19 protein-coding genes are annotated in these 23,350 nt (G+C 68.6%); 3 read left to right on the forward strand and 16 right to left on the reverse strand.

Annotation, left to right across the window (positions count from 1 at the left end; translation table 11 throughout):
- Positions 1–2: 2 nt before the first annotated feature.
- The 3 genes from Q664_RS20175 to Q664_RS20185 form a co-directional block, all read right to left on the reverse strand.
- Entirely contained in the window at positions 3–1,670 is a 1,668-nt protein-coding gene (locus Q664_RS20175; RefSeq protein ID WP_160174459.1) for a hypothetical protein, read from the reverse strand.
- Positions 1,671–1,923: 253 nt separating this feature from the next.
- Positions 1,924–2,571 carry a hypothetical protein gene (locus Q664_RS20180; protein WP_043397932.1) on the reverse strand — a complete coding sequence of 216 codons (648 nt, stop codon included), beginning with the start codon at positions 2,569–2,571 and terminating at the stop codon, positions 1,924–1,926.
- A gap of 20 nt (positions 2,572–2,591) precedes the next feature.
- The gene (locus Q664_RS20185; RefSeq protein ID WP_152622230.1) at positions 2,592–4,250 is read right to left on the reverse strand and encodes a hypothetical protein; all 1,659 of its coding nucleotides are present in this window, start codon (positions 4,248–4,250) and stop codon (positions 2,592–2,594) included.
- Positions 4,251–4,357: 107 nt separating this feature from the next.
- Between Q664_RS20185 and Q664_RS20190 the strand changes: the two genes are divergently transcribed.
- Positions 4,358–6,133 carry a DUF885 domain-containing protein gene (locus Q664_RS20190; protein WP_200883733.1) on the forward strand — a complete coding sequence of 592 codons (1,776 nt, stop codon included), beginning with the start codon at positions 4,358–4,360 and terminating at the stop codon, positions 6,131–6,133.
- 16 nt (positions 6,134–6,149) lie between these two features.
- Here Q664_RS20190 and Q664_RS54965 read toward each other — a convergent pair whose 3' ends face one another.
- The 6 genes from Q664_RS54965 to Q664_RS20220 form a co-directional block, all read right to left on the reverse strand.
- Positions 6,150–7,046, reverse strand: a complete 897-nt coding sequence (locus Q664_RS54965; RefSeq protein ID WP_075207472.1) for a nucleotidyl transferase AbiEii/AbiGii toxin family protein — start codon at positions 7,044–7,046, stop codon at positions 6,150–6,152.
- Between the two features lie 3 nt (positions 7,047–7,049).
- Positions 7,050–7,637 carry a type IV toxin-antitoxin system AbiEi family antitoxin domain-containing protein gene (locus tag Q664_RS61040; protein WP_075207473.1) on the reverse strand — a complete coding sequence of 196 codons (588 nt, stop codon included), beginning with the start codon at positions 7,635–7,637 and terminating at the stop codon, positions 7,050–7,052.
- A gap of 165 nt (positions 7,638–7,802) precedes the next feature.
- The gene (locus Q664_RS20205; protein WP_043397944.1) at positions 7,803–9,845 is read right to left on the reverse strand and encodes a lipoxygenase family protein; all 2,043 of its coding nucleotides are present in this window, start codon (positions 9,843–9,845) and stop codon (positions 7,803–7,805) included.
- 52 nt (positions 9,846–9,897) lie between these two features.
- Positions 9,898–10,608, reverse strand: coding sequence for a hypothetical protein (locus tag Q664_RS20210; protein ID WP_052518415.1), 711 nt, complete (start codon positions 10,606–10,608; stop codon positions 9,898–9,900).
- Positions 10,609–10,710: 102 nt separating this feature from the next.
- Positions 10,711–12,756, reverse strand: coding sequence for a M56 family metallopeptidase (locus Q664_RS20215; RefSeq protein WP_043397946.1), 2,046 nt, complete (start codon positions 12,754–12,756; stop codon positions 10,711–10,713).
- Positions 12,753–13,148 (reverse strand): BlaI/MecI/CopY family transcriptional regulator, encoded by a 396-nt coding sequence (locus Q664_RS20220; protein WP_043397949.1) that lies wholly within the window; start codon positions 13,146–13,148, stop codon positions 12,753–12,755. The genes Q664_RS20215 and Q664_RS20220 overlap by 4 nt, the downstream gene beginning before the upstream one ends.
- 89 nt (positions 13,149–13,237) lie before the next feature.
- Here Q664_RS20220 and Q664_RS20225 point away from each other — a divergent pair, with 89 nt between their 5' ends.
- Positions 13,238–13,723, forward strand: a complete 486-nt coding sequence (locus Q664_RS20225) for a hypothetical protein (RefSeq protein WP_152622231.1) — start codon at positions 13,238–13,240, stop codon at positions 13,721–13,723.
- Positions 13,724–13,734: 11 nt separating this feature from the next.
- Here Q664_RS20225 and Q664_RS20230 read toward each other — a convergent pair whose 3' ends face one another.
- The 4 genes from Q664_RS20230 to Q664_RS20245 are packed head-to-tail and all read right to left on the reverse strand — an operon-like array spanning position 13,735 to position 17,765.
- Positions 13,735–15,486, reverse strand: coding sequence for a fatty acyl-AMP ligase (locus Q664_RS20230; RefSeq protein WP_043397955.1), 1,752 nt, complete (start codon positions 15,484–15,486; stop codon positions 13,735–13,737).
- Position 15,487: 1 nt separating this feature from the next.
- Positions 15,488–15,787 (reverse strand): acyl carrier protein, encoded by a 300-nt coding sequence (locus tag Q664_RS20235; RefSeq protein ID WP_043397958.1) that lies wholly within the window; start codon positions 15,785–15,787, stop codon positions 15,488–15,490.
- A gap of 28 nt (positions 15,788–15,815) precedes the next feature.
- Complete coding sequence (locus Q664_RS20240) at positions 15,816–16,781, reverse strand: acyl-CoA desaturase (RefSeq protein WP_052518416.1); 966 nt, start codon at positions 16,779–16,781, stop codon at positions 15,816–15,818.
- 21 nt (positions 16,782–16,802) lie between these two features.
- On the reverse strand, positions 16,803–17,765 hold the full coding sequence (locus Q664_RS20245) for an acyl-CoA desaturase (RefSeq protein ID WP_235216785.1): 963 nt from the start codon (positions 17,763–17,765) through the stop codon (positions 16,803–16,805).
- Positions 17,766–17,881: 116 nt separating this feature from the next.
- On the opposite strand from Q664_RS20245, the gene Q664_RS20250 reads away from it, so the two are divergent.
- On the forward strand, positions 17,882–19,114 hold the full coding sequence (locus Q664_RS20250; RefSeq protein ID WP_043397961.1) for a cytochrome P450: 1,233 nt from the start codon (positions 17,882–17,884) through the stop codon (positions 19,112–19,114).
- On the opposite strand, the gene Q664_RS20255 is transcribed toward Q664_RS20250, so the two are convergent.
- From Q664_RS20255 to Q664_RS20265, 3 genes are all read right to left on the reverse strand, one after another.
- Positions 19,098–20,258: an acyltransferase gene (locus Q664_RS20255; protein ID WP_043397964.1), complete on the reverse strand. Its 1,161-nt coding sequence runs from the start codon at positions 20,256–20,258 to the stop codon at positions 19,098–19,100. The genes Q664_RS20250 and Q664_RS20255 overlap by 17 nt on opposite strands.
- A gap of 84 nt (positions 20,259–20,342) precedes the next feature.
- A complete protein-coding gene (locus tag Q664_RS20260) occupies positions 20,343–22,058 on the reverse strand; it encodes a lamin tail domain-containing protein (protein ID WP_043397966.1) in 1,716 nt (571 codons plus the stop codon).
- A gap of 186 nt (positions 22,059–22,244) precedes the next feature.
- Positions 22,245–23,342, reverse strand: coding sequence for a hypothetical protein (locus tag Q664_RS20265; protein ID WP_043397969.1), 1,098 nt, complete (start codon positions 23,340–23,342; stop codon positions 22,245–22,247).
- Positions 23,343–23,350 lie beyond the last annotated feature (8 nt).

Consider the following 23,350-nt stretch of genomic DNA (forward strand, 5'->3'; position numbering starts at 1 on the left):
GCTCATTTCAGGAGGAAACCGACCAGCGCCTTCACTTCGTGGAGTGCATCCGCCTCGGCTGTGGTGAGTGGGGATGCGGAGCGGCCCACTTCATAACGTTGGTTGAACCAGCGGCCAAAGTGCCTGTCGACGATATCGGCCACTTTCCGCACGTCTTCTGCGGTGGCTTTGTCTTTCGCCTGTCGGAACGCTGTCCAGATATTGTTGATCTTCTTGTGCACAGCGCTGTGCACGCCCCACAGGTTTTCGCGGGCGTTGATGTTCAACCGCTGGAAGAGATGAGCGTACTCCAGGGGAATGCGATGGTGCACGGGATAGGGCTTTCCTCGCTCGTCGAGCAGGAGCCTGGCCAGGTCAGTATGGAACTTGCCGTAGAAGTCCTTGTGCGCCATCTGCCTGAGGCTGTCGCTCGCATCACGGTCCAGCCTGGAGTCGAGGAGCTTGTCGAAGCGGGCCATGAGCTTGCGGAGCTGCTCCTTCTCCGCGACCGACAGTCCTTGTGTCTGGGCCTTCGTCCACAAGCGATGGAACTGTTCCCGCTCCGCCGGACGTACGCGGGCGAGGAAGGAGCGGAACCAGGCCACGGCTTCCGAGCCGCCGCGAGCCAGGATGGGGGCCAGCCTGGGCGCCACTGCCTCGAAGAGCGCGAGGCCACCGCGTAGCGCGAGGCCACTGATGAACCAGGTGGCGAGGAACTCGGTGCTGCTGACGCCCGCTTCCAGGAAGGCGTCCCGGGTCTCCTCCCTCCACTCGCGGAGGATGCGCTCGTAGAGCGCGTAGTGCTCGGCGGCGAGGTCGGGTGAGGCCTCCGTGGCCGGGCGTAGCGTCACCGCTTCCATCACGCGCCAGCGTGCATGCCGTTCAGCCCGGCGGTGTTCCGCCTCCAGCGACAACCGGACGGTGCGTGGCCCGAGGCCGAGGGTGAAGGGCAGCAAGGCTTGGGTCAGTTGCGCGACCAGCTCCGGCGAGGGCTCGCGGATGGGCGGGCCACCATGCGACTCGTATCGCGCAATCGTCGCGCCAAGGACCCGAGCGTCATCCAACAGGACATCCGCCAACACCGTGGCGTTGCCCCCATCGGGTACCCGCAGCCCCTTGGCCAACCGGGTGGCCATGGCATGCGCCTGGGCAAGAGTGTCCGCCGTTACGCCCGTGCGCCGCACGGGGAGCGTCCTGGCCTCCAGGGGTTTGGAACTCTCCGAGGTGGTGAGTGCCCGCAGGCCCCAGCCGTGCCGCGCCCGTTGCAAGGTGAGGGCAATCTCGCCGGTGCGTGCGTCCACATAGGTAGGCAGGTGCGTTTCGAGACCTGGGGCGAACGCCGCACTCTTCCCCACGGAGCCAGAGCCCGCGGCATCACGCTTCCAGGACAGCAGTGTCAGCACCCCGTTCTGTGCCCAGAAGCGGAAGACCAGGCGGGCACCGGCCTCTTCCACATGGCTGGCCACTCCACGCATGCCCGAGAGCGCTGCCGTGGTTTCGGCCCGGCGCGCGTCTTCGTCCGCCTGCGTGTCACGCGTCTCCCAGGGTGGAGGCAGAGTCCTCCCGACTTCCTCCGCCGGAAGGTCCTCCTCGGGCTCGATGCCCTCCATCGCTCCCGTCGTCGCGCAGGCCTGGAGCATCAGTGCCAGGAGGCATATCCACCCGGCGGGTCGAGCCGTTCCCCATCTCATGAGGGGGAGAGCCTATCTTGCATGCCCTTCCAGGGGTGTGGCGACTACGAGGAGCCGAAGACGGCGACTTCGCCGACGCCGTGATGTGCCCTCATGCCTGATGGGGTCACTGGTGGGTGGACGCGGCGCTGCATCAGGAACCCTCCGCGGCGCTGACGCGATCGGTGGCCGAGGTGGAGGGCTTTGCGCGCGGTGGCAGGAACAGCGGCTGCTGCCGAAGGGAGACTCGGCTCCGTCGCTGGAGTGAGGGGCATCACCCTCGAGCGGACTTCACCCGGGCGAGCCAATCCTGGAACTCGTCTCCCAGATTCATGATGAAGTCGAAGCGGCCGGTGACGATCATCTCGACCAGCCGCCGGTCGCGGGCGATGAGCTCGGGGACGCTGGTGGGAAAATGGATGCCGGGCATGCCATCGAAGAGGTAGCCCTGGTCCACCATGAGCATGTCGACGTAGTGGGAGAGGGCCTCGAAGAAGCGATCCACGTTCGAGGCAATGGGCAGGACGTACCTGTCCATGTATGCATCAATGTAGATGACGGGCTGGCGGCCTTGCTCGTCGGCAAGTTTTGGCACCACGGCGTAGTAGTAGGCGAGCCCAGGGATGTTGCCGAAGATGACGGAGGAGTGGAAGGGCTCCTCCGGGCGGCGAAATCCTTCCGTGTCCAGTGCGATTCCATTGAGCTGGTCATCGACCCGGTTGAGGAAGAGCTGCCCCCCGGATTCATCTCCAAAATCGGCCGCGCCAAGGCGCCGGTAGACGGCCGCGAGCACGGGGTCGAAGGGATGGCTCGCGACGAGTGCTCCCGCTTCGGGCGGGGAACGCCCGGGTGGCTTGATGTTCATGGCCAGCCCATGCTTCCGGTACACCTCGATCAACCGGTCGAGCCCAGGCAGTGGCATATCCGCATGCGTAGTCATGCTCATTTCAGGAGGAGTTCTAACAGAACCTTTACTTCATCGAGTGCATCCGCCTCGGCCTTGGTGAGTGTGGATGCGGAGTTGCCTGCCTCATAACGTTGGTTGAACCAGCGACCAAAGTGCCGGTCCACGATGTCGGCCACTTTCCGTACGTCTTCGGCTGTGGCCCTGCCTTTCGCCGGACGGAACGCCGTCCAGACATTGTTGATTCTCTCATGTACGAGCCTGTGCACGCCCCACAGGTTTTCCCTGGCGTTGATGTTCAACCGCTGGAAGAGATGGGTGTACTCCAAGGGAATGCGATGATGCACGGGGTAGCGTTTGTTCTTACCATCGATCAGGAGCTTGGCCAGGTCTGTATGGAACTTCCCATAGAAGTCGTTGTGCGCCATCTGCCTGAGTTCCCTGCTTGCAGCGTCGTCCAGCCTGGAGTCGAGGAGCTTGTCGAAGCGGGCCATGAGCTTGCGGAGCTGCTCCTTCTCCGCGACCGACAGTCCTTGTGTCTGGGCCTTCGTCCACAAGCGATGGAACTGTTCCCGCTCCGCCGGACGTACGCGTGCGAGGAAGGAGCGGAACCAGGCCACGGCTTCCGAGCCGCCGCGAGCCAGGATGGGGGCCAGCCTGGGGGCCACTGCCTCGAAGAGCGCGATGCCCCCGCGTAACGCGAGGCCGCTGATGAACCAGGTGGCGAGGAACTCGGTGCTGCTGACCCCCGCTTCCAGGAAGGCGTCCCGGGTCTCCTCCCTCCACTCGCGGAGGATGCGCTCGTAGAGCGCGTAGTGCTCGGCGGCCAGGTCGGGTGGGGCCTCCATGGCCGGGCGCAGCGTCACCGCTTCCATCACGCGCCAGCGAGCATGCCGTTCAGCCCGGCGGTGTTCCGCCTCCAGCGACAACCGGACGGTGCGAGGCCCGAGGCCGAGGGTGAAGGGCAGCAAGGCTTGGGTCAGTTGCGCGACCAGCTCCGGCGAGGGCTCGCGGATGGGCGGGCCACCATGCGACTCGTATCGCGCAATCGTCGCGCCAAGGACCCGAGCGTCATCCAACAGGACATCCGCCAACACCGTGGCGTTGCCCCCATCGGGTACCCGCAGCCCCTTGGCCAACCGGGTGGCCAGGGCATGAGCCTGGGAAAGGGTATCCGCCGTCACGCCCGTGCGCCGCACGGGGAGCGTCCTGGCCTCCAGGGGTTTGGAGCTCTCCGAGGTGGTGAGTGCCCGCAGGCCCCAGCCGTGCCGCTCCCGTTGCACGGTGAGGGCAATCTCGCCGGTGCGTGCGTCCACGTAGGTAGGCAGGTGCGTTTCGAGACCTGGGGCGAACGCCGCACTCTTCCCCGCGGAGCCTGTGCTCGCGGCATCACGCTTCCAGGACAGCAGTGTCAGCACCCCGTTCTGTGCCCAGAAGCGGAAGACCAGGCGGGCACCGGCCTCTTCCACGTGGCTGGCCACTCCCCGCATGCCCGAGAGCGCCGCCGTGGTTTCGGCCCGGCGCGCGTCTTCGTCCGCCTGCGTGTCACGAGTCTCCCAGGGTGGAGGCAGGTCCCTCCCGACTTCCTCCGCCGCCTCGGGCTCGATGCCCTCCATCGCTCCCGTCGTCGCGCAGGCCTGGAGCATCAGTGCCAGGAGGCATATCCACCCGGCGGGTCGAGCCGTTCCCCATCTCATGTGGGGGAGGACCTATATTGCATGTCCTTCCAGGGGCGTGGCGACTCCGCGAAGTCCACTCCGAGCGCCTTCCCTGTCACGCGTGGGGAATGGAGACTGTGGGCGTGATGATTCGAGCCACCCTCTGCAGTGCCGCCCTGCTCCTGATGCCCGCGTGTGCTCCGCGTACGGGCTCCGGGCCGGCGGCCTCCGCGTCCGCCATGGCCTCCACTCCCGCCGATGCCGAATACGCCCGCTTCGCTCGCGAGTACCTCGACTGGTACTACGCCACGCACCCGGTACGAGCGACGAACCTGGGCCTGCACCAGTACGACACGCGGGTGCAGGACCTGTCGGCCGAGGCCTTCCAGCACCGGGCGAAGGAGTTGCACGGGTGGCTCGCGAGGCTGGAGCGGCTGGACCGGGCGGCGCTCACGGGGGACGCGGTGTTCGACGTGCGCATCCTGGAGAACGCCATCCGCGCGGAGTTGCTGGAACTGGAGGAGGAGCGCGGCTGGCAGCGCAACCCGATGCTCTACAACAGCGTCATCGCCAGTGCGCTCTCGTCGCTGTCGCAGCGGGAGTTCGCTCCGGTGGAGGAGCGGGTGCGGAGCCTGCTGGCGAGGCTGGAGCGGATTCCGGCGGTGGTGGCCTCGGCGAAGGCCAACCTGCGCGACGTGCCGAAGCCGTGGGCCGAGCAGGGGCTGCGCGACACACGCGGCACGGTGGGCTTCCTGCGCTCGGACCTGCCGAAGGCGCTGGAGTCCCAGGGGCTGGCGCGGGTGGACGCGGCGCTGCGTCAGGAGCTCTCCGTGGCCCTGGCGCGAGCGGTGTCCGAGGTGGAGGACTTCGCGAGGTGGCAGGAGCGGGAGTTGTTGCCGAAGGCGAACGGGGACTTCCGGCTGGGGAAGGCGCTCTTCGAGAAGAAGCTGGCGCTGGAGGAGCACGTGGAGCTGACGGCCGAGCAGCTGCGGGACGTCAACGAGCGGGCCATCCAGAGGTACCAGGAGTGGGTGGCGAAGGAGGCGGCGCGGGTGGACGCGACGAAGTCACCGGTGGCGGTGATGGACGCGCTGGTGCACGACCATCCGACGGCGGAGGAGCTGATTCCAACGGCGCGCAAGCAATTGGAGGAGTGTCAGCGGTTCGTGGTGGAGAAGGGGCTGCTGACGTTGCCCTCGGAGCGGCTGCCGACGGTGCGCGAGACGCCGCCGTACGCGCGGATGGGGTTCGCGTCGATGGACACTCCGGGGCCCTTCGAGACGCGGGCGACGGAGGCCTTCTACAACATCACCAACGTGGAGCCGGAGTGGACGGAGGAGCAGAAGGCGCAGCACCTGACGTACTTCAACCGCGCGGGGCTGTTGGGCATCACGGTGCACGAGGGAATGCCGGGGCACTTCGTGCAGCTGTTGTACGAGGCCCGGATTCCGACGGAGGTGCGCAAGGTGTTCACGCCGGCGTCGCTGGTGGAGGGCTGGGCGCACTACGTGGAGCAGATGATGGTGGACGAGGGCTTTGGCGGAGGAGACCCGGCGGTGCGTCTGGGACAGCTGCGTCGGGCGCTGCAACGGCATGCGCGGTGGCACGCGGGCCTGTCGATGCACGCCTTTGGCGAGTCGGTGGAGAACGCGGCGAAGCGTTACGCGGAGATCGCCTACTTCGAGCCCTTCCCGGCGCTGCGCGAGGTGCAGCGAGGCACGTTCAACCCGACGTATCTCTATTACGCGCTGGGACGGATGCAGATTTTGAAGCTGCGCGAGGACTACAAACGTTACCTGGAGGCACGGGGACAGACGTTCTCGCTGAAAGACTTCCACGACCGGTTCCTGCAACTCGGGTTGCCGGTGTCACTGGCGCGTCAGGCGATGATGCCGGGGGACACGGCTCCGTCGCTGGAGTAGGGGGTGGCCTGGCGCGTCAGTCCCAGGTCCAGCGGTCTGGGTTCCACATCTTCCCTTCGCTGCTCAGGACCGGGTCGAGGAATGTCCTCGCGGCACGGTAGACATCCGCGAGCGTGGGCCATGGCAACCCGTCGTCCCGCGCCAGGTGTTCATAGGGTTGTGCCCAAGAGAGTGGAGGTGGGGGCAGTGCTGCCGGTAGTGCGTGTGAGCGGCGGAAGGTGAACGTGCTTTCGAGCGCCGAGCGCAGGAGTTCCTGATCAAAGGTTCCGGTCTGCGCAAGGAGCGCGAGATCGGGTAGATCCTTCATCCGCGAGTTCACCCGTTCGCGTGGAAGGGTATACGCGTGCACCTTCTCGGCGACGTGAGTCTCTCTCGGGTAGACGCGCAGTTTCGAGCGAGGAACGCCTGCGAAGGCGAGGAGGTTGCTCCCCTCGATGATTTCGGGAACTCCTACGAGCACATCGCCAAAGGCCGCGTCCACACCAAATGGATGGCCATAGGGTTTGTCCGCCAATCGAGCTTCAACGCGGAACCGGCGTCCCTCGTACACCATGCCTTCGCCGTCGATGATGGGGCCGTGCAGTCCAACTCCCACCTCGAACAGGATGTGATCCCCGGCATCGCGCCTGCCAGCTTCCCGCAGTTGTTCCAGCAGGAGGTCCGGTTTCCCTGTGCAACGCAGGTCAACGTCCCTGGTTGACCGGGCTCGCTCGAGGCGCAGCTCGAGGACGATGCCGCCTTTCAAGACAACTGCATCCCCCAAGACCGCGAAAACACGTGTGAGGAACCGGTCGAAAACGAGTTGCTGCCGCAGTCGGTTGAGAGGTCTGCCACTCGTTCGCGCCGCATCCTGCAAACGGGCTTCAAGCGCCTGTTTGAATGCCGCAGGGGTCTTGTACTGACGAAGAGTCACCCACTAAGTACTACTCCTCAAGTCAGATGATGGCAACCAACATGAAGCGTTCTGTAGCTCCGTGGGGCTGACAAGCCCTCGTTGGAGGATTTGTTGGTGTGCTGCGTGAATGAACTCGGGAGAGACATGCGCTTTCACGCAGTCCATGAGGGTACGGAGCGGAGAGGTGATGGGGACATTGCCCACCCAGCGCCGCTCCGATTCACTGACATCCGCGTAGTACAGCCGTACGCCTTCAGGGACACGCAGACGCCGGCGTGCCCAGGCCGCGGGAAGCGTGAGGTGGTTCACCGCTGGGAGCGCATCCGAAAGGTCCTGAAGCAGAAGGGCCGTTTCATGGCTGAAAACCCCCGCCTGCTCGCTCCACAGCCAGAGCACGATGAGGTCCTCATGCTCGCCTGCTGGATAGTAGGTGAGACGGAAGATTCCCCGGCGGGCCCGTTGGATGCGACCGCGTTTCATGTGATGGGCCAGCAGGGGCAGTGAATAGCCGACTTCCTGCGCCTGCCGTGCGCTGAAGTAGCCCCCTTGGCTTGCGGCTACCTCGTAGAGGTGAGCCCACTCCGGGCCGCTTGAGCGAGTCGGCTGCATGCACAAAGATTAAACGGCCTTTAATGATAGTGCCTACCCCCCTGGAGGTATGGACCTCTTCATGGTAGGGAGATGTGGTTGAAGGTGTTCTCGCGGTGATGGGCCCGCGCCCCCACCTACCGGCGGAGCCGATGGCGGGGGCGGACGAGTTCCATGTCTGGGAGCTTAGATGTTGATGCTCTGCGGAATCGCCGTGGGCAGCAGCGTCTCGTAGGGGATGCGCGACAGGTTGCGCTGGCCGATCTCCCGCTCCGTGGCGCGCAGGCGCTTCTGGAAGACCTCCAGGGCGGGCCACACGCGCGCGTCCGCGAACCAGGGCTCGCGCAGGTACGTGTCGTAGCCGCCCAGCCGGGTGAAGTACACGTTGCCCAGCCCGAAGGTGACCGCCTGCTGCAGGAAGGCCATCTGCAACGGCGGCAGGTGGGTCAGCTCCGTGCTCGGCGGCAGCTCTTCCACGGAGGTGGGCGCGGGAGCGTAGGCCGCCAGCGGCAGCGCCGGGGTGTAGCTCATGACCGTGCGCTGCGGGAAGTTGACCGCCGCGTGCTGCACGCTCGCCGTGAAGATGATGTAGGTGGTCAGGTCCACCAGATACTCGAAGGTCTGGATGCCCCCTCCGCCCTCCGTCACATCCTTCAGCTTGCCGGCGTCGGGGCTGGCGAGCTCCGTGACCCAGGCCTGCAGCTCGTAGTCGCTCCGCACCGCCGCGTCATCGTTGTAGTAGATGGCCAGGTAGTCGCTCACCCAGGCGCGGATGTCGTTCCAGAGCAGCAGCGCGTCGTCGCGGTACGGGTAGTCCGGCAGCTTCGAGGCGTCGTCCACCCCGCGGGCCGCCAGCGCCCGGGGCAGGAACGACTGGTTGATGGATTGGTTGGCCACGGCCTGGATGCTCACCTGGGTGGAGGCCTTGATCTCACCGGCGAGCAGCTGGTCCACCGGGCCACCGGGCGCGATGAGGGACGTCTCCGCGGCGTTGTTGATGGCCAGGGTGCCCTGGAAGTGCGGCGTCAGCAGCAGGTAGAGCGGGTGCTGGGGCGCGAGCTGCCGGTGCGTGGACAGGGTGAACTCTTCCAGAATCAGGTGCGTGAGGCCCAGGTGCGCGATGAGCTCGTGGTAGTTGCCATCCGCCACCTGCACGTGCAGGCGCGCCAGGCTCCAGGAGGTGCCGTCCGCCGGGGTGAAGATGGGGTTGGAGCGGCCCGGCGTCTGCGAGCACTGGATGGCCACCGCGCGCAGCTTCCGGTCGGCCTGGTTCGCGGCGGGCACGGCGAACAGGGCGAGCGGCGCTTCGATGTACTTCTGTCCGCCCGACGTCTGTCCGGTGGGGATGCCCTGGAAGACGGCGTAGTCCAGCAGGTACAGCCGACCTTCCTGGCCCGCGCGGGCCAGGGTGTCCTGCGAGCCCATCACGGACTGGTACTGCGCGTCCGTCACCGGGAACTTCTCGGGGAGGGCCGCGATGCCCTGGAGCAGCGCCGGGTTGGGCCCGGCCAGCCGCATGCGCGCGAAGATGAGGTCGGTCTCGTAATTGCTGGCGACCGACGGAGGCTGCAGCAGCGAGAACTGGGCCGTGTAGTTGTCGAGCGACGCCGCCTTGCCGTACAGCCCCAGGTACTTCAGGAACAGATCTCCGGCCTCGGACAACAGCTTCTTCAACAGGGTGTCGATGAGGTCGAGGATGTCCTGCCCGATGGCGGGCGCATCCAGCGCGGCCTGGGTGGCGAGCTCGGAGACGATGGCGACACCGGCGGTCTCCTCCAGCTTCTGGCCCGCCGCCTTGAGCAGCGTCCGGGGGCGCTCGATGACATCGGCGATGAGCGTCACCGCCGGGGAGCGCGGCGCCTGGTGGAGCCGGGAGGTCCGGTCCGACAGCCGGCTGAATCCGTCGGTCAGCTCCCGGTAGGTCCCCTCGACCCTGCGGAGCTCCAGCTCGGACAGGCCGGCGTCGTTCTGGATCGCCTCCCCGTTGTCGAAGAGCTTCGCGCCGATGGCCAGCACGTTGCCCAGCAGCTGCAGGCCGGTGGTGGCGACGCCATCCAACCAGACGAAGGAGAAGTTGTCCTGACGGGGGACCTGGGCCGCGATCCCCAGCGGACTCAGCCGGCTGTCGAAGTTGTAGGCGTAGACCTGCCGCTCTTGTGTGAGCGTGGCGAGGCGCAGCTCCTGCTGGGCGGGAGAGTCATTCTGGGGCAGGGAGGGAATGGAACGCATGGGGCTCCTGGGCAGTGGAGCCGCGCATCATCTTCTCTCCCAGTGAAACCCTCTACTCCTTCCGGCCGCCTCCCTTGTTCTTGGAAAGTGCGCGGATGTAGTTCCCGTCGATTCCGTGGATGCGCATGTCCACGAGTTGCTCGAGCGTGACATTCGGATATCCGGCCTCGCGTATCTCCTGGACGAACTTCGGGGTGACGCCGTGGATGCGCGTGGCCACCAGGTCATCCATCGTGAGCTTGTCGTAGCCGGCCGCTTTCAGGGCGCGGATGTGCTCGGGCGTCACCTGGAAGATGGCCACCTGGAGCAGCTCGTCGTGGGACATCTTCGCGTAGCCGAGCTCCGCCAGCGCCTTCACCCGCGCCGGCCCCAGGTCGAAGATCGCCAGCTGGAAGTGCTCGTCCGGGGTGATGTTCGTGTAGCCGAGCTTCCTCATCTCCTCGAGGTACGCGGCGTTGGGCTCGAAGGTGTAGTGGCCCGCGCCCTCGCCGTTGGCGAAGCGGCCCTCGAAGCGCAGCGTGCCCGCCTCGCGCACGAGCTGGAACTTCGTGTCCGCGCCGTCCTCCGTGTTCAGTCCCTGGAAGGAGGCGCGGGGAATGCCGAGTCCCATGTTTCCGTGCTCATGGACGCGGAAGTTCATCTGCAACGAGTCCTCGCGCGGGGTGGCCGTCCACGTGCCACTCCTCGGTGCGGCCAGCGCGGAGAAGGTCCACAGCAGCAGGGCGGAGATGAGCAGCGTGTACGTCGTCCGTGGGGTGGTCATGTTCAGGCTCCTTCAAGGCATTTCGGGCAAAAGGGAGCCCGGCGGCGCGCGCGCGGGGCGCGGCCGGGGGCTCGTGGGAGGTGAGGGGAAGGGGACTGCCGGTTACTGCTTCTTGCGCAGCTCGCGGATGAAGTCCGCGTCCACGCCACTGCTGCGCAGGCGGATCAGCTCATCCACCGAGAGCTTGTCCAGGCCCTCGTCGCGCAGCTTGCGGATGAAGGCCGCGTCCACGCCGAGGGCGCGCATCTGCGCCACCTCCTCCGCGGGGAGCTTGTCGAGTCCCGCCTCGCGCAGCGAGCGCAGGTACTCCGGCGACACGCCGAGCGCCTTGAACTGCGTCAGGTCCTCGGCGGAGAGCTTGTCGTAGCCCGCGGCCTTCAGCGTCTGCACGTACTCGCCATTGACGCCGAGGGCGCGGAACTGGACGAGGTCGTCGAAGGGCAGCTTGTCGTAGCCGGCGGAGCGCAGCTCGTTGATGAAGCGCTCGTCCACCCCGAGGGCCGCCGCCTGCGTCAGCTCGTCGGCCGAGAGCTTGTCGTACCCGGCCGCCGAGAGCCCCTTCACGCGCTCGGGCGTCACGCCGACGTGCCGCATCTCCACCAGCTCCTCGGCGGTGGGCTTGCCGCCGAGGATGGCCGTCATCTCCTTCACGTACTCGGGCGTCATGTGGGCGTGGCCGAACTGCACCAGGTTGCTCACCGTGGGCTCGTAGCCGAGCGACTCCAGCTCCTTCACGCGCTCGGGCGTCACCCCGGCCACCTTGAGCGAGACGAGCTGATCCACCGAGAGCGGCTTGTCGCCCACGCGGGTGGTGTCCTCGTCCGCGTCGTAGTCCGAGTCCGGATCCACGTCCACGTCCATGCCCCGCTTCCCGGAGATCATCGGCCTCGGAGCAGGAGCCGGAGCGGGCACGGGAGCAGGGGCGGGCGCCTGGGCGAGCATCGGGGCCGGTGGCGCGGGCGGAGCCCTCACCGGAGCTGGAGGCGCGGCGAGGACGGGAAGCGCGGGCTCCAGGGGCGTACTCACGGGGGCGGGAGGCACGGGAGCCTCGGCCGTCGCCGCGGGAGGCGTGGAGGGCAGCGCGAGGGCCACCAGGGGGCCGGCCACGGCCACGCCGCTCATCAGCGTGACGAGCGATGCACCGGCCACCCACCGCGAGGACGAGGAGCAGCGCGCCGCGGGAGCGCCCACCAACCGGCGGACGCGCTCCGTGAGCGAGCCACCCAGGGCGGACATGGCCGGGCTCGCCGTCCCGAGGGGCATCACGCGCAGGGCCTCCAGCGCGGTGAGGGCCCGGGCGTAGGAGAGGGCGTTGCCGCTGGTGCCCACGGCGATGTCGTCACAGCAGTGCTCGCGCTCGACGCGGATGACGCGCGACATCCACCACACGGCCGGGTGGTAGAAGAGCAGCGTCTCCACCAGCGTCTGCACCAGGTTGACGGCGAAGTCGTGGCGGCGGATGTGGGCCAGCTCGTGGGCCAGCACCATCTCCAGCTGGCGGGCGGACAGTCCGGTGAGCGCCGTCACGGGCAGCAGCACCACGGGCCGCAGCCAGCCCACCGCCGCGGGCACGTCCAGCGCCGCCGAGCGCAGCAGCCGCACGGGGCGCGTCATGCCCAGGCGCCGCGCCAGCCGCTCCAGCGCCTCCTGCCACTCGGCGGGCGCGGGCTCGGCCTCGCGCACCAGGCGGCGCAGCTTCAGCCATCCCGAGAGCAGCCGCAGCGACGACACCGTCACGCCCAGGCCCCAGGCCAACACCAGCCAGTGCATGTGCTCACCGAGCAGCGGCATCGCCCGCTCCAGCACGGGCGTGGGCCCGACGGCGAGGGGAGCCACCGGGGAGCGCTTGTCCTCCGCGCGCTCCAGCACGAAGCCGGGGGTCCGGGCCACGGTGGAGGAGTGCTCCACTGCCGCGGGGGCGCTCGGAAGCGACTTCCCCTTCTGGAGGGAGGCGTAGTGGTGCCAGCCGGTGAGGGCGGGCACCACGAGCATGAGGGCCAGAGCGCCACAGGAGAGCAGGTAGCGCACGGAGGCCGCGCGCCGGTCGAGCACGCGCAGGGCGGCGGCGAGCGCCACGGCCACCAGGGTGCCCTGCCACAGCAGGTGCAACAACGCCCAGCCCAGGGACTGCGACACGGCTCCGCTCATGGCGTCTCCTCCCCTTCCAGGGTGTCCAGCAGCTTGCGCAACTCGGCGAGCTCCTCCGCCGAGGCCTTCTTCGTCGACAGCGCCTGCATCGCCAGTTGGGCCGGGGAGCCACCAAAGGCCCGGTCCAGCAGGTCCGTCACGAGCTGCCGCTGCGTCTTCTGCTGCGTCGCCCGTGCCTTGTAGACGTGGGCTCGCTGGGACTCGTCGCGCTCCACGAGCCCCTTTTCCGTCATGATCTGCATCAGCTTGAGCACCGTGGTGTAGCCGGTGCCCTCCTGGCCCTTGTTGAGGGCCTCGTGCACGTCGCGCACGGTGCTGGGGCCTCGTTCCCACAGCACCCGGAGGATGCCCAGTTCCGCGTCCGTCGGGCGCGGCAGCGTCGGTTCACTCATCTCACTCCCTCCCGTCAGCTTCTTCCCCAAGGTATACGAAGGGGTTCGTAGATGTCAACGAAGGTCTTCGTAGATGATGCCAGGGGGGCGTGCCGCTTGCCGACTGTCTGCCTGGCCGCACCCGCCCCGTACCGGGAGGGGACTACCGGCACCTGGGAGCGCACCCCACCTTCCGGGGAGATCGGAATGTGGAGCAGGAGGCCGTGATGGCGGACAAGCGCAAGGGTGGAGCGGGGAAGCAGAAACGCACGGTGGTGCGCCGGCGCCGGACGGTGGAAAACACCGCGGGACGTATCGCGGTGCGCCGGGACACCGCCCCGTACCGCAGCGCCGCGATGGACGAGCACTCCATCCAGGTGCGTGAGCAGATCAACGCCGCGCTCGCCGAGGCCCGGCGGATTCGCGAGGACATCGAGCAGCGCATCGAGGAGCGGCTGAAGGAGGATGATCAGGGCACGCCCGGTCAGGTCATCTCCCGGCTGAGGACCGAGGCCGGCATGCACATGGTGAAGCCCCTCGGCCTCGACGCCCGTGGGAAGGTCGAGGACAAGGGGCGCGCGAAGAGCTCGAAGTAGAGCCCTCCCCGCTACCCTCGCGCGAGCTCCTCGAGCTGGCCCGACTCGAACATCGAGCGGCACAGGCGGCGTTGAATCTTCCCGCTCGAGGTGCGGGGAATGCCGCCCGTCCTCACCAGCACCGCGCGGTGCAGCTGCAGTCCGTACTGCTCCGCGATCGTCTGGCGGATCTCCCCGAGGAGGTCCTCCAGGGGAGCGCCCTCCTGGTGCTCGCGCTGCACCTCCTGGGCGAGGATGAGCTTCTCCTGCCCCTGCTCCTCGACGAGGAAGGCGGCCGCGCACCCGGCGCGCAGCGCGGGATGGCACTGGCCCACCGTCCATTCCAGGTCATGCGGGTAGTAGTTGCGGCCTCGGATGATGAGCACGTCCTTCAGGCGGCCGACGATGAACACCTCGCCCCCCTGAAGGAACGCGAGATCTCCCGTGCGCAGGAAGGGGCCCTCTCCCGTGTCGAGCCGCGCCTCGAAGGTCTCCCGCGACTCCTCCGCACGGCCGAGGTACCCGCGCGCCACTCCGGGACCGCGCACCCACACCTCGCCCACCTGGTCGGCGGCGACTCGTTGGCGCGTCTCCGGGTCCACGAGCAGCACCTCGGTGTCCAACCCGGCGGTGCCACACCCGACGACCTGGGTCGAGCCCGGGGTGCCCTCTCGCACCTCGACGATGCGCCTCTGCTCCAGCGCCGTGTTGTCCACGCTGCGGAAGAGGGGCTCGGCCTCGAGGTCTCCGCCCGTCACGGCCAGCGTCGCCTCGGCGAGGCCATAGCAGGGATAGAAGGCCTTCCACTGGAAGCCCTGGGCGGTGAAGGCATCGTGGAAGCGCACCAGGGTGTCGCGGCGGATGGGCTCCGCGCTCAGATAGGCCTGACGCCAGCTCCCCAGCTCCAGTCCCTCGCGCTCGCGAGCGGGAATCTTCCGCACGCACAGGTCATAGGCGAAGTTCGGGCCTCCCGAGTGCGTGGCCCGGTAGCGGGAGATGGCCTCCAGCCAGCGGCGCGGGCGGCGGATGAACGCCAGCGGCGACATCATCACGCTCAGGCATCCGGCGTACACGGGCTCGAGCACGCCATTGATGAGCCCCATGTCGTGGAAGCACGGCAGCCACGTCACCGACACGCTCCGCTCCTCGAGCTGGATGGTGTGCCGGATGCACTCCAGGTTGGCCATCAGGTTGTCATGGCCCACCCGCACGCCCCGCGGGAGCGTCGTCGAGCCCGACGTGTACTGCAGGAAGGCCAGGTCCTCGCGCACCGGGCGGCGTGGCTCGGAGCCGTCCTCCGCGCCGTCCATGGCATCGGTGGCCAGCAGGGGCATCCCCGCCAGCCGCTCGTCCTGCGCGAGCCAGGATTGGAGGATCGGCTGCAGGTTGCCCGCGGTCAGCACCGCCGAGGCGCCGGCGTCGTCGACGATGGCCTGGATGCGCGAGGTTCGCTCGGTGGGCAGCGGGGGGTTGACCGCGATGGGAACCACGCCCGCGGAGAGGCAGCCGAAGAAGGCCGTCACGAAGTCGAGCCCCGGCAGGTAGAAGAGCAGGACCCGTTGGCCCTCCAGCCCCTCGCGGCGCAGGGCCCGGGCCACGGTGCGCCGCCGCGCGTCCAGCTCCGCGAAGCTCAGCCGTGCTTCCTCGCTCTCGCCCTCGTCCAGGTAGATGAAGGCGGTCCGCTCGCCATGCACCCGCGCCCGGTGCTCCAGGACGTCCAGCAGGGTCCCGAGCTCCTGGGGACGCACCTGCCGCGCCAGCTCCTGCTCCTGGGGTCCGCTCATCTCACTTCTTCTCCGGCTTGCGCAGCTTCGCGTGGTTGGCGGTGACGAAGGCCGCCAGGGCCTCGATGGTCTTGTGCTCGTAGAGGAGCCGGGGATCGATGTCGCAGCCGAGCCAGTTGCCCAGGTCTCCCGTCAACCCCACGGCCGCCGTCGAGTCGAGCCCGTAGCGGCCCAGCGGCAGCTTGGGGTTCACCTCGGAGCGCTCGAACTCCAGCATGTCGGCGATGTAGGCGATCAGCCATTGCTTCACCGCCTCGGCGTCGGGCACCGCCGGGGAAGGCGCGGCCTGTTCTGTCGTCATGGGGGGGATTCTCCTGGGGGGGAAGGATTCACTGCGGGGACTGCGTGTGGCTCGCGGCGGCACGGGCCGCGCGCTCGGCCGGGGAGGGCTCGCTGCCCCAGGACTCCTCGGGGGCGGCGCTCCGGGCCGCGATGGCACTGGCGGGCGGGACCTTGATGTTCCACACCCAGCCGAGCGCCGCGAGCCCCCGGAGCACGATCGCCCCGGGGTCCACCTGCCACCACTGGAGGCCGAACACGCCCGAGTAGGGGAAGGCATGGTGATTCTGGTGCCAGCCTTCTCCGAAGGTGGGCAGCGCGAGCAACGCGCTGTTCGCGCTCTGTCCCCGGATGTGGAAGGGCCGGCTGCCATGGCTGTGGGCGATGGAGCCGATGGCGAGGCTGACCTGATAGGCGACGAAGATGCGCACGAAGCCGCCCCAGAGCAGGCCCCGGAGCGCGCCCTGGAGGCTGAGGGTGAAGAGGCCTCCGAGCAGCGCCGGCAGCGCCAGGCCGAGCACGAGCCACACGAAGTACAGGCGGCTCAGCTCGCGCGTGGAGGCCGAGCGCAGCAAATCCCTGGCATGGGTGACGGTGTCGGGAATCTCGTGGCTGTAGGTCCAGCCCAGGTGGGCATGCCACAGCCCGCGCAGCTTCCCGAGCGGCGTGGTGCCATGGAAGTAGGGGGAGTGGGGATCTCCCGGTGCGTCGGTGAAGCGGTGGTGGATGCGGTGGTTGGCCACCCAGTAGATGAGGGGCCCCTGGCAGGCCATGGAGCCGCAGATGGCCAGCGCGGCGCGGACCCAGGGGTGGGCCTCGAACGAGCCGTGCGCGAAGCAGCGGTGGAAGCCCACGGTGATGCCCACCATGCTCAGCGAATACATGAGGCAGAAGAGCCCCAACTCCAGCGGGCCCACGCCCCAGCGGCGCGCGAGCAGCAGGGCCACTCCCGTGCCAGCCAGGGGGAGCACGGCCACCGCCACCGCATGCGCTTTCTTCGAATGCTCGAGCCGCACCTGTTCCTCCTGGTGGCCGCGCTAGGGTGAGCCCGGTTCCGGGTGCTGCCGGGCGTCGGGTGGAGGCGCCTTGATGTCGGTGGCGAGCCCGCAGGTGCCGAAGAGGCGGATCAACCCGCCGCCGATATCGCAGTGCCACCACTTGAAGCCGACGAACGCCGAGCTGGGGAACGCGTGGTGGGTGTTGTGCATCGCGCCGCCGAAGGTGGGCACGACGAGCAGCAGGTTGTTCGTGCTCCCGTCCTCCGTGGGGTACGGGCGCGTGCCGAAGTAGTGGCAGAAGGAGTTGCCCGCGAAGGTGGCGTGCTGCACGAGGAACATCCGCGTGAGCCCGCCCCAGACGAGGCCCGACCAGGCCCCCTGCCACGAGCCCTCCGCCAGCCCACCGGCGGCCGCCGGGAGCACCAGCCCGAGCAGCACCCAGGTGGTGTAGTGCTGGTTGATCCCCATCAGCGTCGTGTCGCGCAGCAGATCCTTCGCGAGCCGCAGGGGATTGGCCGGCTCGTGCTCGAACATCCACCCGACATGGGCATGCCACAGCCCGGCCAGCATCCCGCGCCGTTCGCCCTCGCGGTCCACGTGGGGCGAGTGGAGATCCTCCACCGTGTCGCTCCGGGCGTGATGGAGGCGGTGATTGCTCGACCAGTAGACGACGGGACCCTGTGCCGCCATGCTCCCGCACACGGCGAGCAACGCCCGGAGCCACGGGTGCGCCTTGAACGAGCGGTGGGAAAACAGCCGGTGGTAGCCCACGTCCACGCCCATCATCGTCACGCTGTACATCGATACGAGCAGCGCGAGCTCGAGCATCCTGGGTCCTCGCGTGACGAGGTCATGCGTGGCGAACAGCGTTCCGGCCAGGGGCAGCAGCAATGTCAGCAAGGCATGCAGACGCTGGCGCGAGCGCACCGAGCGGCCATCGATTGTCAGACTCGCGGCCGCCCGGAGGGAAGACGGGGCCTGCGTGCCGTCGGAGAGCATCATGGAGGGGGGGCTCGCGCGAGGCGTATGGGGGGAGGCGGATGGTACAGCCCCGGTCGTTGGAGTGTCAAAATGCGTCTGTCTTCACCTGTTTTTCCTCCCTGGAGGCGCTGAGCGTGATGCGTGCGGAGTCAACCGAGGCCCTGGGCATCGATCTGGCGGACCCCAGGCACTACGAGCATGACGCGGCGCGAGATCTCTTCGCGCGGCTGCGCGGGGAGCGTCCCATCTGGTGGAGCCCGCAGGCGGATGGAAGGGGATTCTGGTCGGTCCTGCGCTACCGGGACATCGTCACGGTGTCGAAGAATCCCAGGCTCTTCTCGTCGGCGCGGAGCCTGGGGGGGCACCGCATCCACGACGAGACGGAGGTGGAGATCACCCAGGGCCTGGAGGCGTCCATGCTCAGCATGGATCCGCCCGAGCACAACACCTACCGGGGGATGGTGTCGCCCGCCTTCACGGCCGAGCGCATCCGCCGGCTGGAGGCCAGCATCCGCGCGCGGGTGACGGCGCTGCTCGACCGCATCGCTCCGAGCGGTGGATGTGAATTCGTCTCCTCGGTGGCGGCGGAGCTGCCCATCCAGGTCATCGCCGAGCTGCTCGGCGTGCCCCAGGAGGACAGACTGCGGCTGTTCGAGTGGTCCAACGCGCTCGTGGGCGAGGACGACCCGGACATGCGCAGGTCCGAGGAGCACATCCGCCAGTGCACGAAGGACATGGGCGCCTATGCGCTGAAGCTCTGGCGCGAGCGGCTGCGCCGTCCCGGAGATGATCTCGTCTCCATGCTGGTGGGCACGGAGGCCGATGGCGAGGGGATGTCCGTCCCGCGCTACTTCGCCACGTTCTTCCTGCTCGTCATCGCGGGGAACGAGTCGGTGCGCAACACCCTCTCGGGAGGGCTCCTGGCGCTCTCGCGGTATCCGGAGCAGCGGCGCAAGCTCGTGGAGCAGCCGGCGCTCATTCCCCAGGCGGTGAAGGAGCTCGTCCGGTGGGTGTCTCCGTTCCTCCACATGCGCCGCACGGCCACCGAGGACACGGAGCTGGCGGGACAGCGCATCGCCCGGGGCGACAAGGTCGTCCTCTGGTACCTGTCCGCCAATTTCGATGAAGAGGTGTTCGAGCAGCCCGAGCGCTTCGACGTGACCCGCGCCGGCCCGCAGCACCTGTCGTTCGGCCAGGGGCAGCACTTCTGTCTGGGATGGCGCCTGGCGGAGTTGCAGCTCACGGTGCTGTTCCAGGAGTTGCTGCGCCGCTTCCCGGACATGGAGCCCCACGGACCCGTGCGCCGGGTCCGGTCCAACTTCGTGAGAGGCATCAAGGAGCTGCCGGTGCGCTTCACGCCGGAGCGTTGAAGGAGAGCTCGTAGCCGCTGTCGGTCTGTTGGATGGCGGCGGTCCTCGGCTCGACGGCGGGCATCAGGACGTGCACGGGGGGTCCGGCTCCGAAGTCGAGTGTGCCGAACGGCACGCTCGCGACGTTGGTCACCAGGAGCCCCGCTCGGGGATCCACCGTGTGCAGCTCGCCAAGGATGCGGCCGCCCCGTTCGCGCAGCAGCCCCGCGAGGCAGGCCAGGGAGTCCCGGGCTCCCTGTGCATTCAGGGCGGCGCGGACGGCCTCCCGCACGCGCACCGCCAGCTCGGGGAGGCTTTCGCGCTCGAGCGTCTCCCGATCGAGCCACAGGGGCGCGCCGCGGATGGCATTGCCGAAGTAGTTGTTTGGCAGCCCGCCATGGACGCGGCGGTAGTCGATGGGGAACGTGACCGCCAGCCCGTCCGGACCGGCGAGCGCGTCCGCCCGGGTCTGGATGAGCCAGGCGCAGAGGAGGTCGTTACTGGCGAGTGCCGGGTCCGCGGCCAGCGTGCGGAGCTCCGGTGGCACCAGCCGGGTGCCGAAGGAGGCGGGCCGCGGTGCCGCGAGCTCCCTCGGGGGCTGGCACCAGCGGAAGCCGGTCCTCCGCCAGAAGTCCTCCGGGGAGCGCGCCGCGGTGGGCTCCGGGTCCTCGAGGGCCAGCAGGTTCCGTTCCCAGGGGAGTGGCTCGAGGGGGCGGCCGTGCACGGCCCGGGACCAGGCGCGCAGGAACAGGAAGAGGCTGAAGCCATCCGCCACGGCGTGCGCCAGGGTGATGCCGAGCAGGCCTTCCGTGGGGGATTGAGTCAAGCGGAGGCCCAACACGGGTTGCCCGGGCGCCGCGCTCAAACGTGGCACGAGCCCGAGCGAGGAGGTGGGCCCGGTGGAGTCCTCGGGCAGGTGGGGCACCTCGTGGACCTCGAGGTGGGGTGGGGCGTTGCCCGGGGAGACGAGGCCCCAGCGGCCATCCTCCCACTCGGCGAGGTGGCAGGTGAGCGGCGGAATCGCCTCGAGCACCGGGGCCAGCGCCGCCGAGAGCCGCCCCGCGTCCAGGCGCGCGCCGTACCGCAGGACGATCGAGAAGGAATGACCGATGAAGAACTGGTCGATCGGTGAGAGCGGATGGGGCTCGACGGGCAACACGGGCATGCGCTTCTTCTCGGGAGGTAGATGGCACGGTCCCCCGCCGGCTCCAGCCAGGACGGCGCTGGAGCCGTGGGGAACGTCCGTCACTCAGTAGGCGGTGCCGTTGGCGCGCTTACCGGGCGAGGACGTGGAGCTCGACAGGGTGGTGTGCAGCACGAAGGTGCCGCCGCTGGTGACATCCGGGCTGCGGTTCATGGACACGCCATCGGTGCCCGAGAGCGACGATGTATAGGTGGTGGTGTTCACCGTCGTGCCCGACGCGTTCTTCAGCGTCACGGTGTCGCCGCTGTTGCTCAGGTTGAGCATGTTCGTGGAGGCGCCCACCGCGTTGGTGACGCCCGAGGGAATGCCCGCGGCGGCGCCGAACACGACGATGGCCTTGCCCGCGGCGAGCGAGGTGCCGCTCGCGAAGGTGTGGCGCACGCCGCTGGCGTCCGAGAGCGTCCAGCCGGAGAGGTCCGCGGCCGTGCCGCCCGAGTTGACGATCTCCACGAACTCCCCGTTCACGTCCGAGCCGGCCTCGTTGGCGAGGATCTCATTGATGAACACCACCGCCGCACCGCCTCCACCGCCGGAGGTGGTGATGGAGAAGTTCGCGTTGCTCGAGTCGGTGATGGCGGAGTTGGAGGCATCGCTCACGCGCACCTTCGCGGTGGTGGAGGTGGTGCTCGGGACGGTCCACGCGTAGGAGCCCGTGGAGGCCGAGGTGCTGGAGGTGAGGGTGGTCCAGGTGGAGCCGTTGAGCGTGTACTCGAGCTTCACGTTCGTCACGCCGGTGGCCGTCCAGGTGATGCTCTGGGCGCTGCCGGTCGTCCAGCTCTCGCCGCCGTTGGGGGAGCCCACCGTGATGCTCGCGGTGGTGGTGGTGCTGTCGGGGATGAGGAAGTCCTTGATGACGGCCATGTGCTGCATGTTGGTGGCGCCGCTGTCACCCGAGAGCGCGGGGGAGATCTCCGAGAGGGGCGAGTACACGCGGGTGTCGATCACCGTGCCGGCGGCGAAGGAGCTGGAGCCGATGACGGTGGCCGTCTGGTAGGCGCGCAGGTCCGCGTCCACGAGCACGTGGTCATACGGCTTGCCTCGGCTGGCGTTGGTGTTGCCGTTGCCGTTGCGGTCCACGGGGTACGGGCTGGCGGTGCTCACCACCTGGGAGAAGGTGCTGAAGCAGGACTCGGAGCGGCTGTCGGTGTTGAGGTCTCCGGCGATGACCAGGTAGTCGCTCGTGGGGACGTTGGCCTTGATGTAGTTGACCAGGTTGGTGGCCTCGGTGTTGCGCACGCCGCTGCCGGAGGTGAGCAGGTGCACGCTCACCACCCAGAGGTCCTTGGGCCCCGGCACGTCGATGCGCGCCCAGGCGAAGTCGCGGTTGGACACCTGGGTGTCCGTCCACTCACCCGAGGCGATGATGGGGTAGCGGCTGATGATGCCGTTGGGGATCTGCGCCCCGGTCTCCCGGTAGTAGTAGAACCCCGTGCCGAAGGCGGTGTTGACGAAGCTCCGGATGGCGGTGGCCGAGTTGTCCCCGTAGTTGAACTCCTGGATGGCGACCACGTCCGGCCGGGTACCCTGGAAGATGCGGGTGCCATGGCCCGGGTCGTAGCTCTGGTAGTTGCCGCTGGAGATGTTGGCGGCCATCACGCGCAGCCGCACGCTCGCCGCGGCCTCCTGGGTGCCCAGGGTGTCGTCGCCGGCCTCCTCCAGGGACGCGCCACCGCAAGCCGCCAACGTGAGGGAGAGCACGGCCGCCAGCAGACGGCGGCCGAGGAGCGTGGGCCCCGAGGAAGAGGTTTCTGTCTTTCGCACGATGTCGGTTCCTGCCCCGGGGACCCCGGAGCGGTGGGAGGGTTCGCGGAGACACCACGTCTCCTGGCGAAGGAGGCGGATGCCCGCCTGCTTCTCCTCCTCTCGTTATCGGCGAAAAAACGGGCGCTGTTGCGTAACGGTGTGTGAATTCCGCTACGGCTCGATGCGTGAGCCGAAACGGAGCGCTCAGCTCCCGACCTTGGTGGACTCGGGCAGGGGGGCCGGGGCGGGAGCGGAGCCCGAGTCCTCCTGGCCCAGGGCGGCGAGCTTGCGCGCGAGCTGCTCGGCCTGCGCGCCCTTGGAGCCGATGTCGCCGCCCTTCACGCCGACGAGGGACACCCGGGCGCGCTCCAGCAGGGCCACCTGCGCGTGCAGTTGCGCCAGCAACCGCTCCCGCTTGCGGCCCAGCAAATCCAGGTGGTTGAGCTCCTCGCCCAGCGACGAGGCCGCGAGCTCCAACTGCCGGCGCGCCACCGCGTCCGTGGCCGCGGCCGCCTTGTCGCGCAGCTCCTTCACCTGGGCGTCCACGTCGCTCTGGTGCACCGCGCGCAGCTGCGCCTCCAGCTCCGCGTGGGACTCGGCGAGGGAGAACACCTCGCGCGCCATCTTCTCCAGCACGCCCACCAGCTCCGTCTTCCCGGGCCCCGGCGTCAGGCGCGCCGCCTCCTTCTGGCACTGCCGGTACAGCGTCACCGCGCGCGACACCAGGCCCTGCGCCTCGCCGGACAGCTGCTTCTCCAGCGCCGTGCCCCGTGCCTCCACCGCGTTGCCGTGCACCGTCACGTGGGTGGCCAGCATGCCCACGCTCCAGAAGAGCGCCACCGCCGCCATGCCCAGCACCGTGCCCACCGCGCCCAGCCGCCCGTCGAAGAGCCGCGCGTCCATCACCGTCTTCACGTACAGCCCGAGCGGCACCAGCGCGCCCGCGCCCACCGCTCCGGCCAGCACCTGCAGCGGCCTGGGCTTCCACCGGGTCCCCAGCCAGCCCACCACCCCGGCGGCCAGTGCGCCCGTGCAGGCCTCGGACAGGGGCGAGGGGATGAAGAGCATGTCCGGGACGTTCAGCAGCACGGGGAAGCCCAGCAGCATCCCCACGCGCACCTTCCAGTCCGTGCGCGCCCCGGCCAGCGCCGCGCCCGCCACCGCGAAGAAGCCCGCGTCCACCTGCACGTACAGCCGTGAGGCCGCCACCGCGAGCAGGCCCGCGGCCACTCCGCCACCCAGCGCACGCAGGGTGCGCACCTCGAAGTCCTCGCGTTCCTGGAGCTGTATCGACAGGGGCATGGCCGGGC

This window comes from Archangium violaceum Cb vi76 (genome assembly GCF_000733295.1).
Taxonomy (GTDB): Bacteria; Myxococcota; Myxococcia; order Myxococcales; family Myxococcaceae; genus Archangium; species Archangium violaceum.

Excerpts from the sequence above, each read along its gene's own strand:
- Q664_RS20175 (WP_160174459.1), bottom strand. The coding sequence starts at position 1,670 with ATGAGATGGGGAACGGCTCGACCCGCCGGGTGGATATGCCTCCTGGCA.
- Q664_RS20180 (WP_043397932.1), bottom strand. The coding sequence starts at position 2,571 with ATGCCACTGCCTGGGCTCGACCGGTTGATCGAGGTGTACCGGAAGCAT.
- Q664_RS20185 (WP_152622230.1), bottom strand. The coding sequence starts at position 4,250 with ATGAGATGGGGAACGGCTCGACCCGCCGGGTGGATATGCCTCCTGGCA.
- Q664_RS20190 (WP_200883733.1), top strand. The coding sequence starts at position 4,358 with ATGATTCGAGCCACCCTCTGCAGTGCCGCCCTGCTCCTGATGCCCGCG.
- Q664_RS61040 (WP_075207473.1), bottom strand. The coding sequence starts at position 7,637 with ATGCAGCCGACTCGCTCAAGCGGCCCGGAGTGGGCTCACCTCTACGAG.
- Q664_RS20205 (WP_043397944.1), bottom strand. The coding sequence starts at position 9,845 with ATGCGTTCCATTCCCTCCCTGCCCCAGAATGACTCTCCCGCCCAGCAG.
- Q664_RS20210 (WP_052518415.1), bottom strand. The coding sequence starts at position 10,608 with ATGACCACCCCACGGACGACGTACACGCTGCTCATCTCCGCCCTGCTG.
- Q664_RS20215 (WP_043397946.1), bottom strand. The coding sequence starts at position 12,756 with ATGAGCGGAGCCGTGTCGCAGTCCCTGGGCTGGGCGTTGTTGCACCTG.
- Q664_RS20220 (WP_043397949.1), bottom strand. The coding sequence starts at position 13,148 with ATGAGTGAACCGACGCTGCCGCGCCCGACGGACGCGGAACTGGGCATC.
- Q664_RS20230 (WP_043397955.1), bottom strand. The coding sequence starts at position 15,486 with ATGAGCGGACCCCAGGAGCAGGAGCTGGCGCGGCAGGTGCGTCCCCAG.
- Q664_RS20235 (WP_043397958.1), bottom strand. The coding sequence starts at position 15,787 with ATGACGACAGAACAGGCCGCGCCTTCCCCGGCGGTGCCCGACGCCGAG.
- Q664_RS20245 (WP_235216785.1), bottom strand. The coding sequence starts at position 17,765 with ATGATGCTCTCCGACGGCACGCAGGCCCCGTCTTCCCTCCGGGCGGCC.
- Q664_RS20250 (WP_043397961.1), top strand. The coding sequence starts at position 17,882 with ATGCGTGCGGAGTCAACCGAGGCCCTGGGCATCGATCTGGCGGACCCC.
- Q664_RS20255 (WP_043397964.1), bottom strand. The coding sequence starts at position 20,258 with ATGCCCGTGTTGCCCGTCGAGCCCCATCCGCTCTCACCGATCGACCAG.
- Q664_RS20265 (WP_043397969.1), bottom strand. The coding sequence starts at position 23,342 with ATGCCCCTGTCGATACAGCTCCAGGAACGCGAGGACTTCGAGGTGCGC.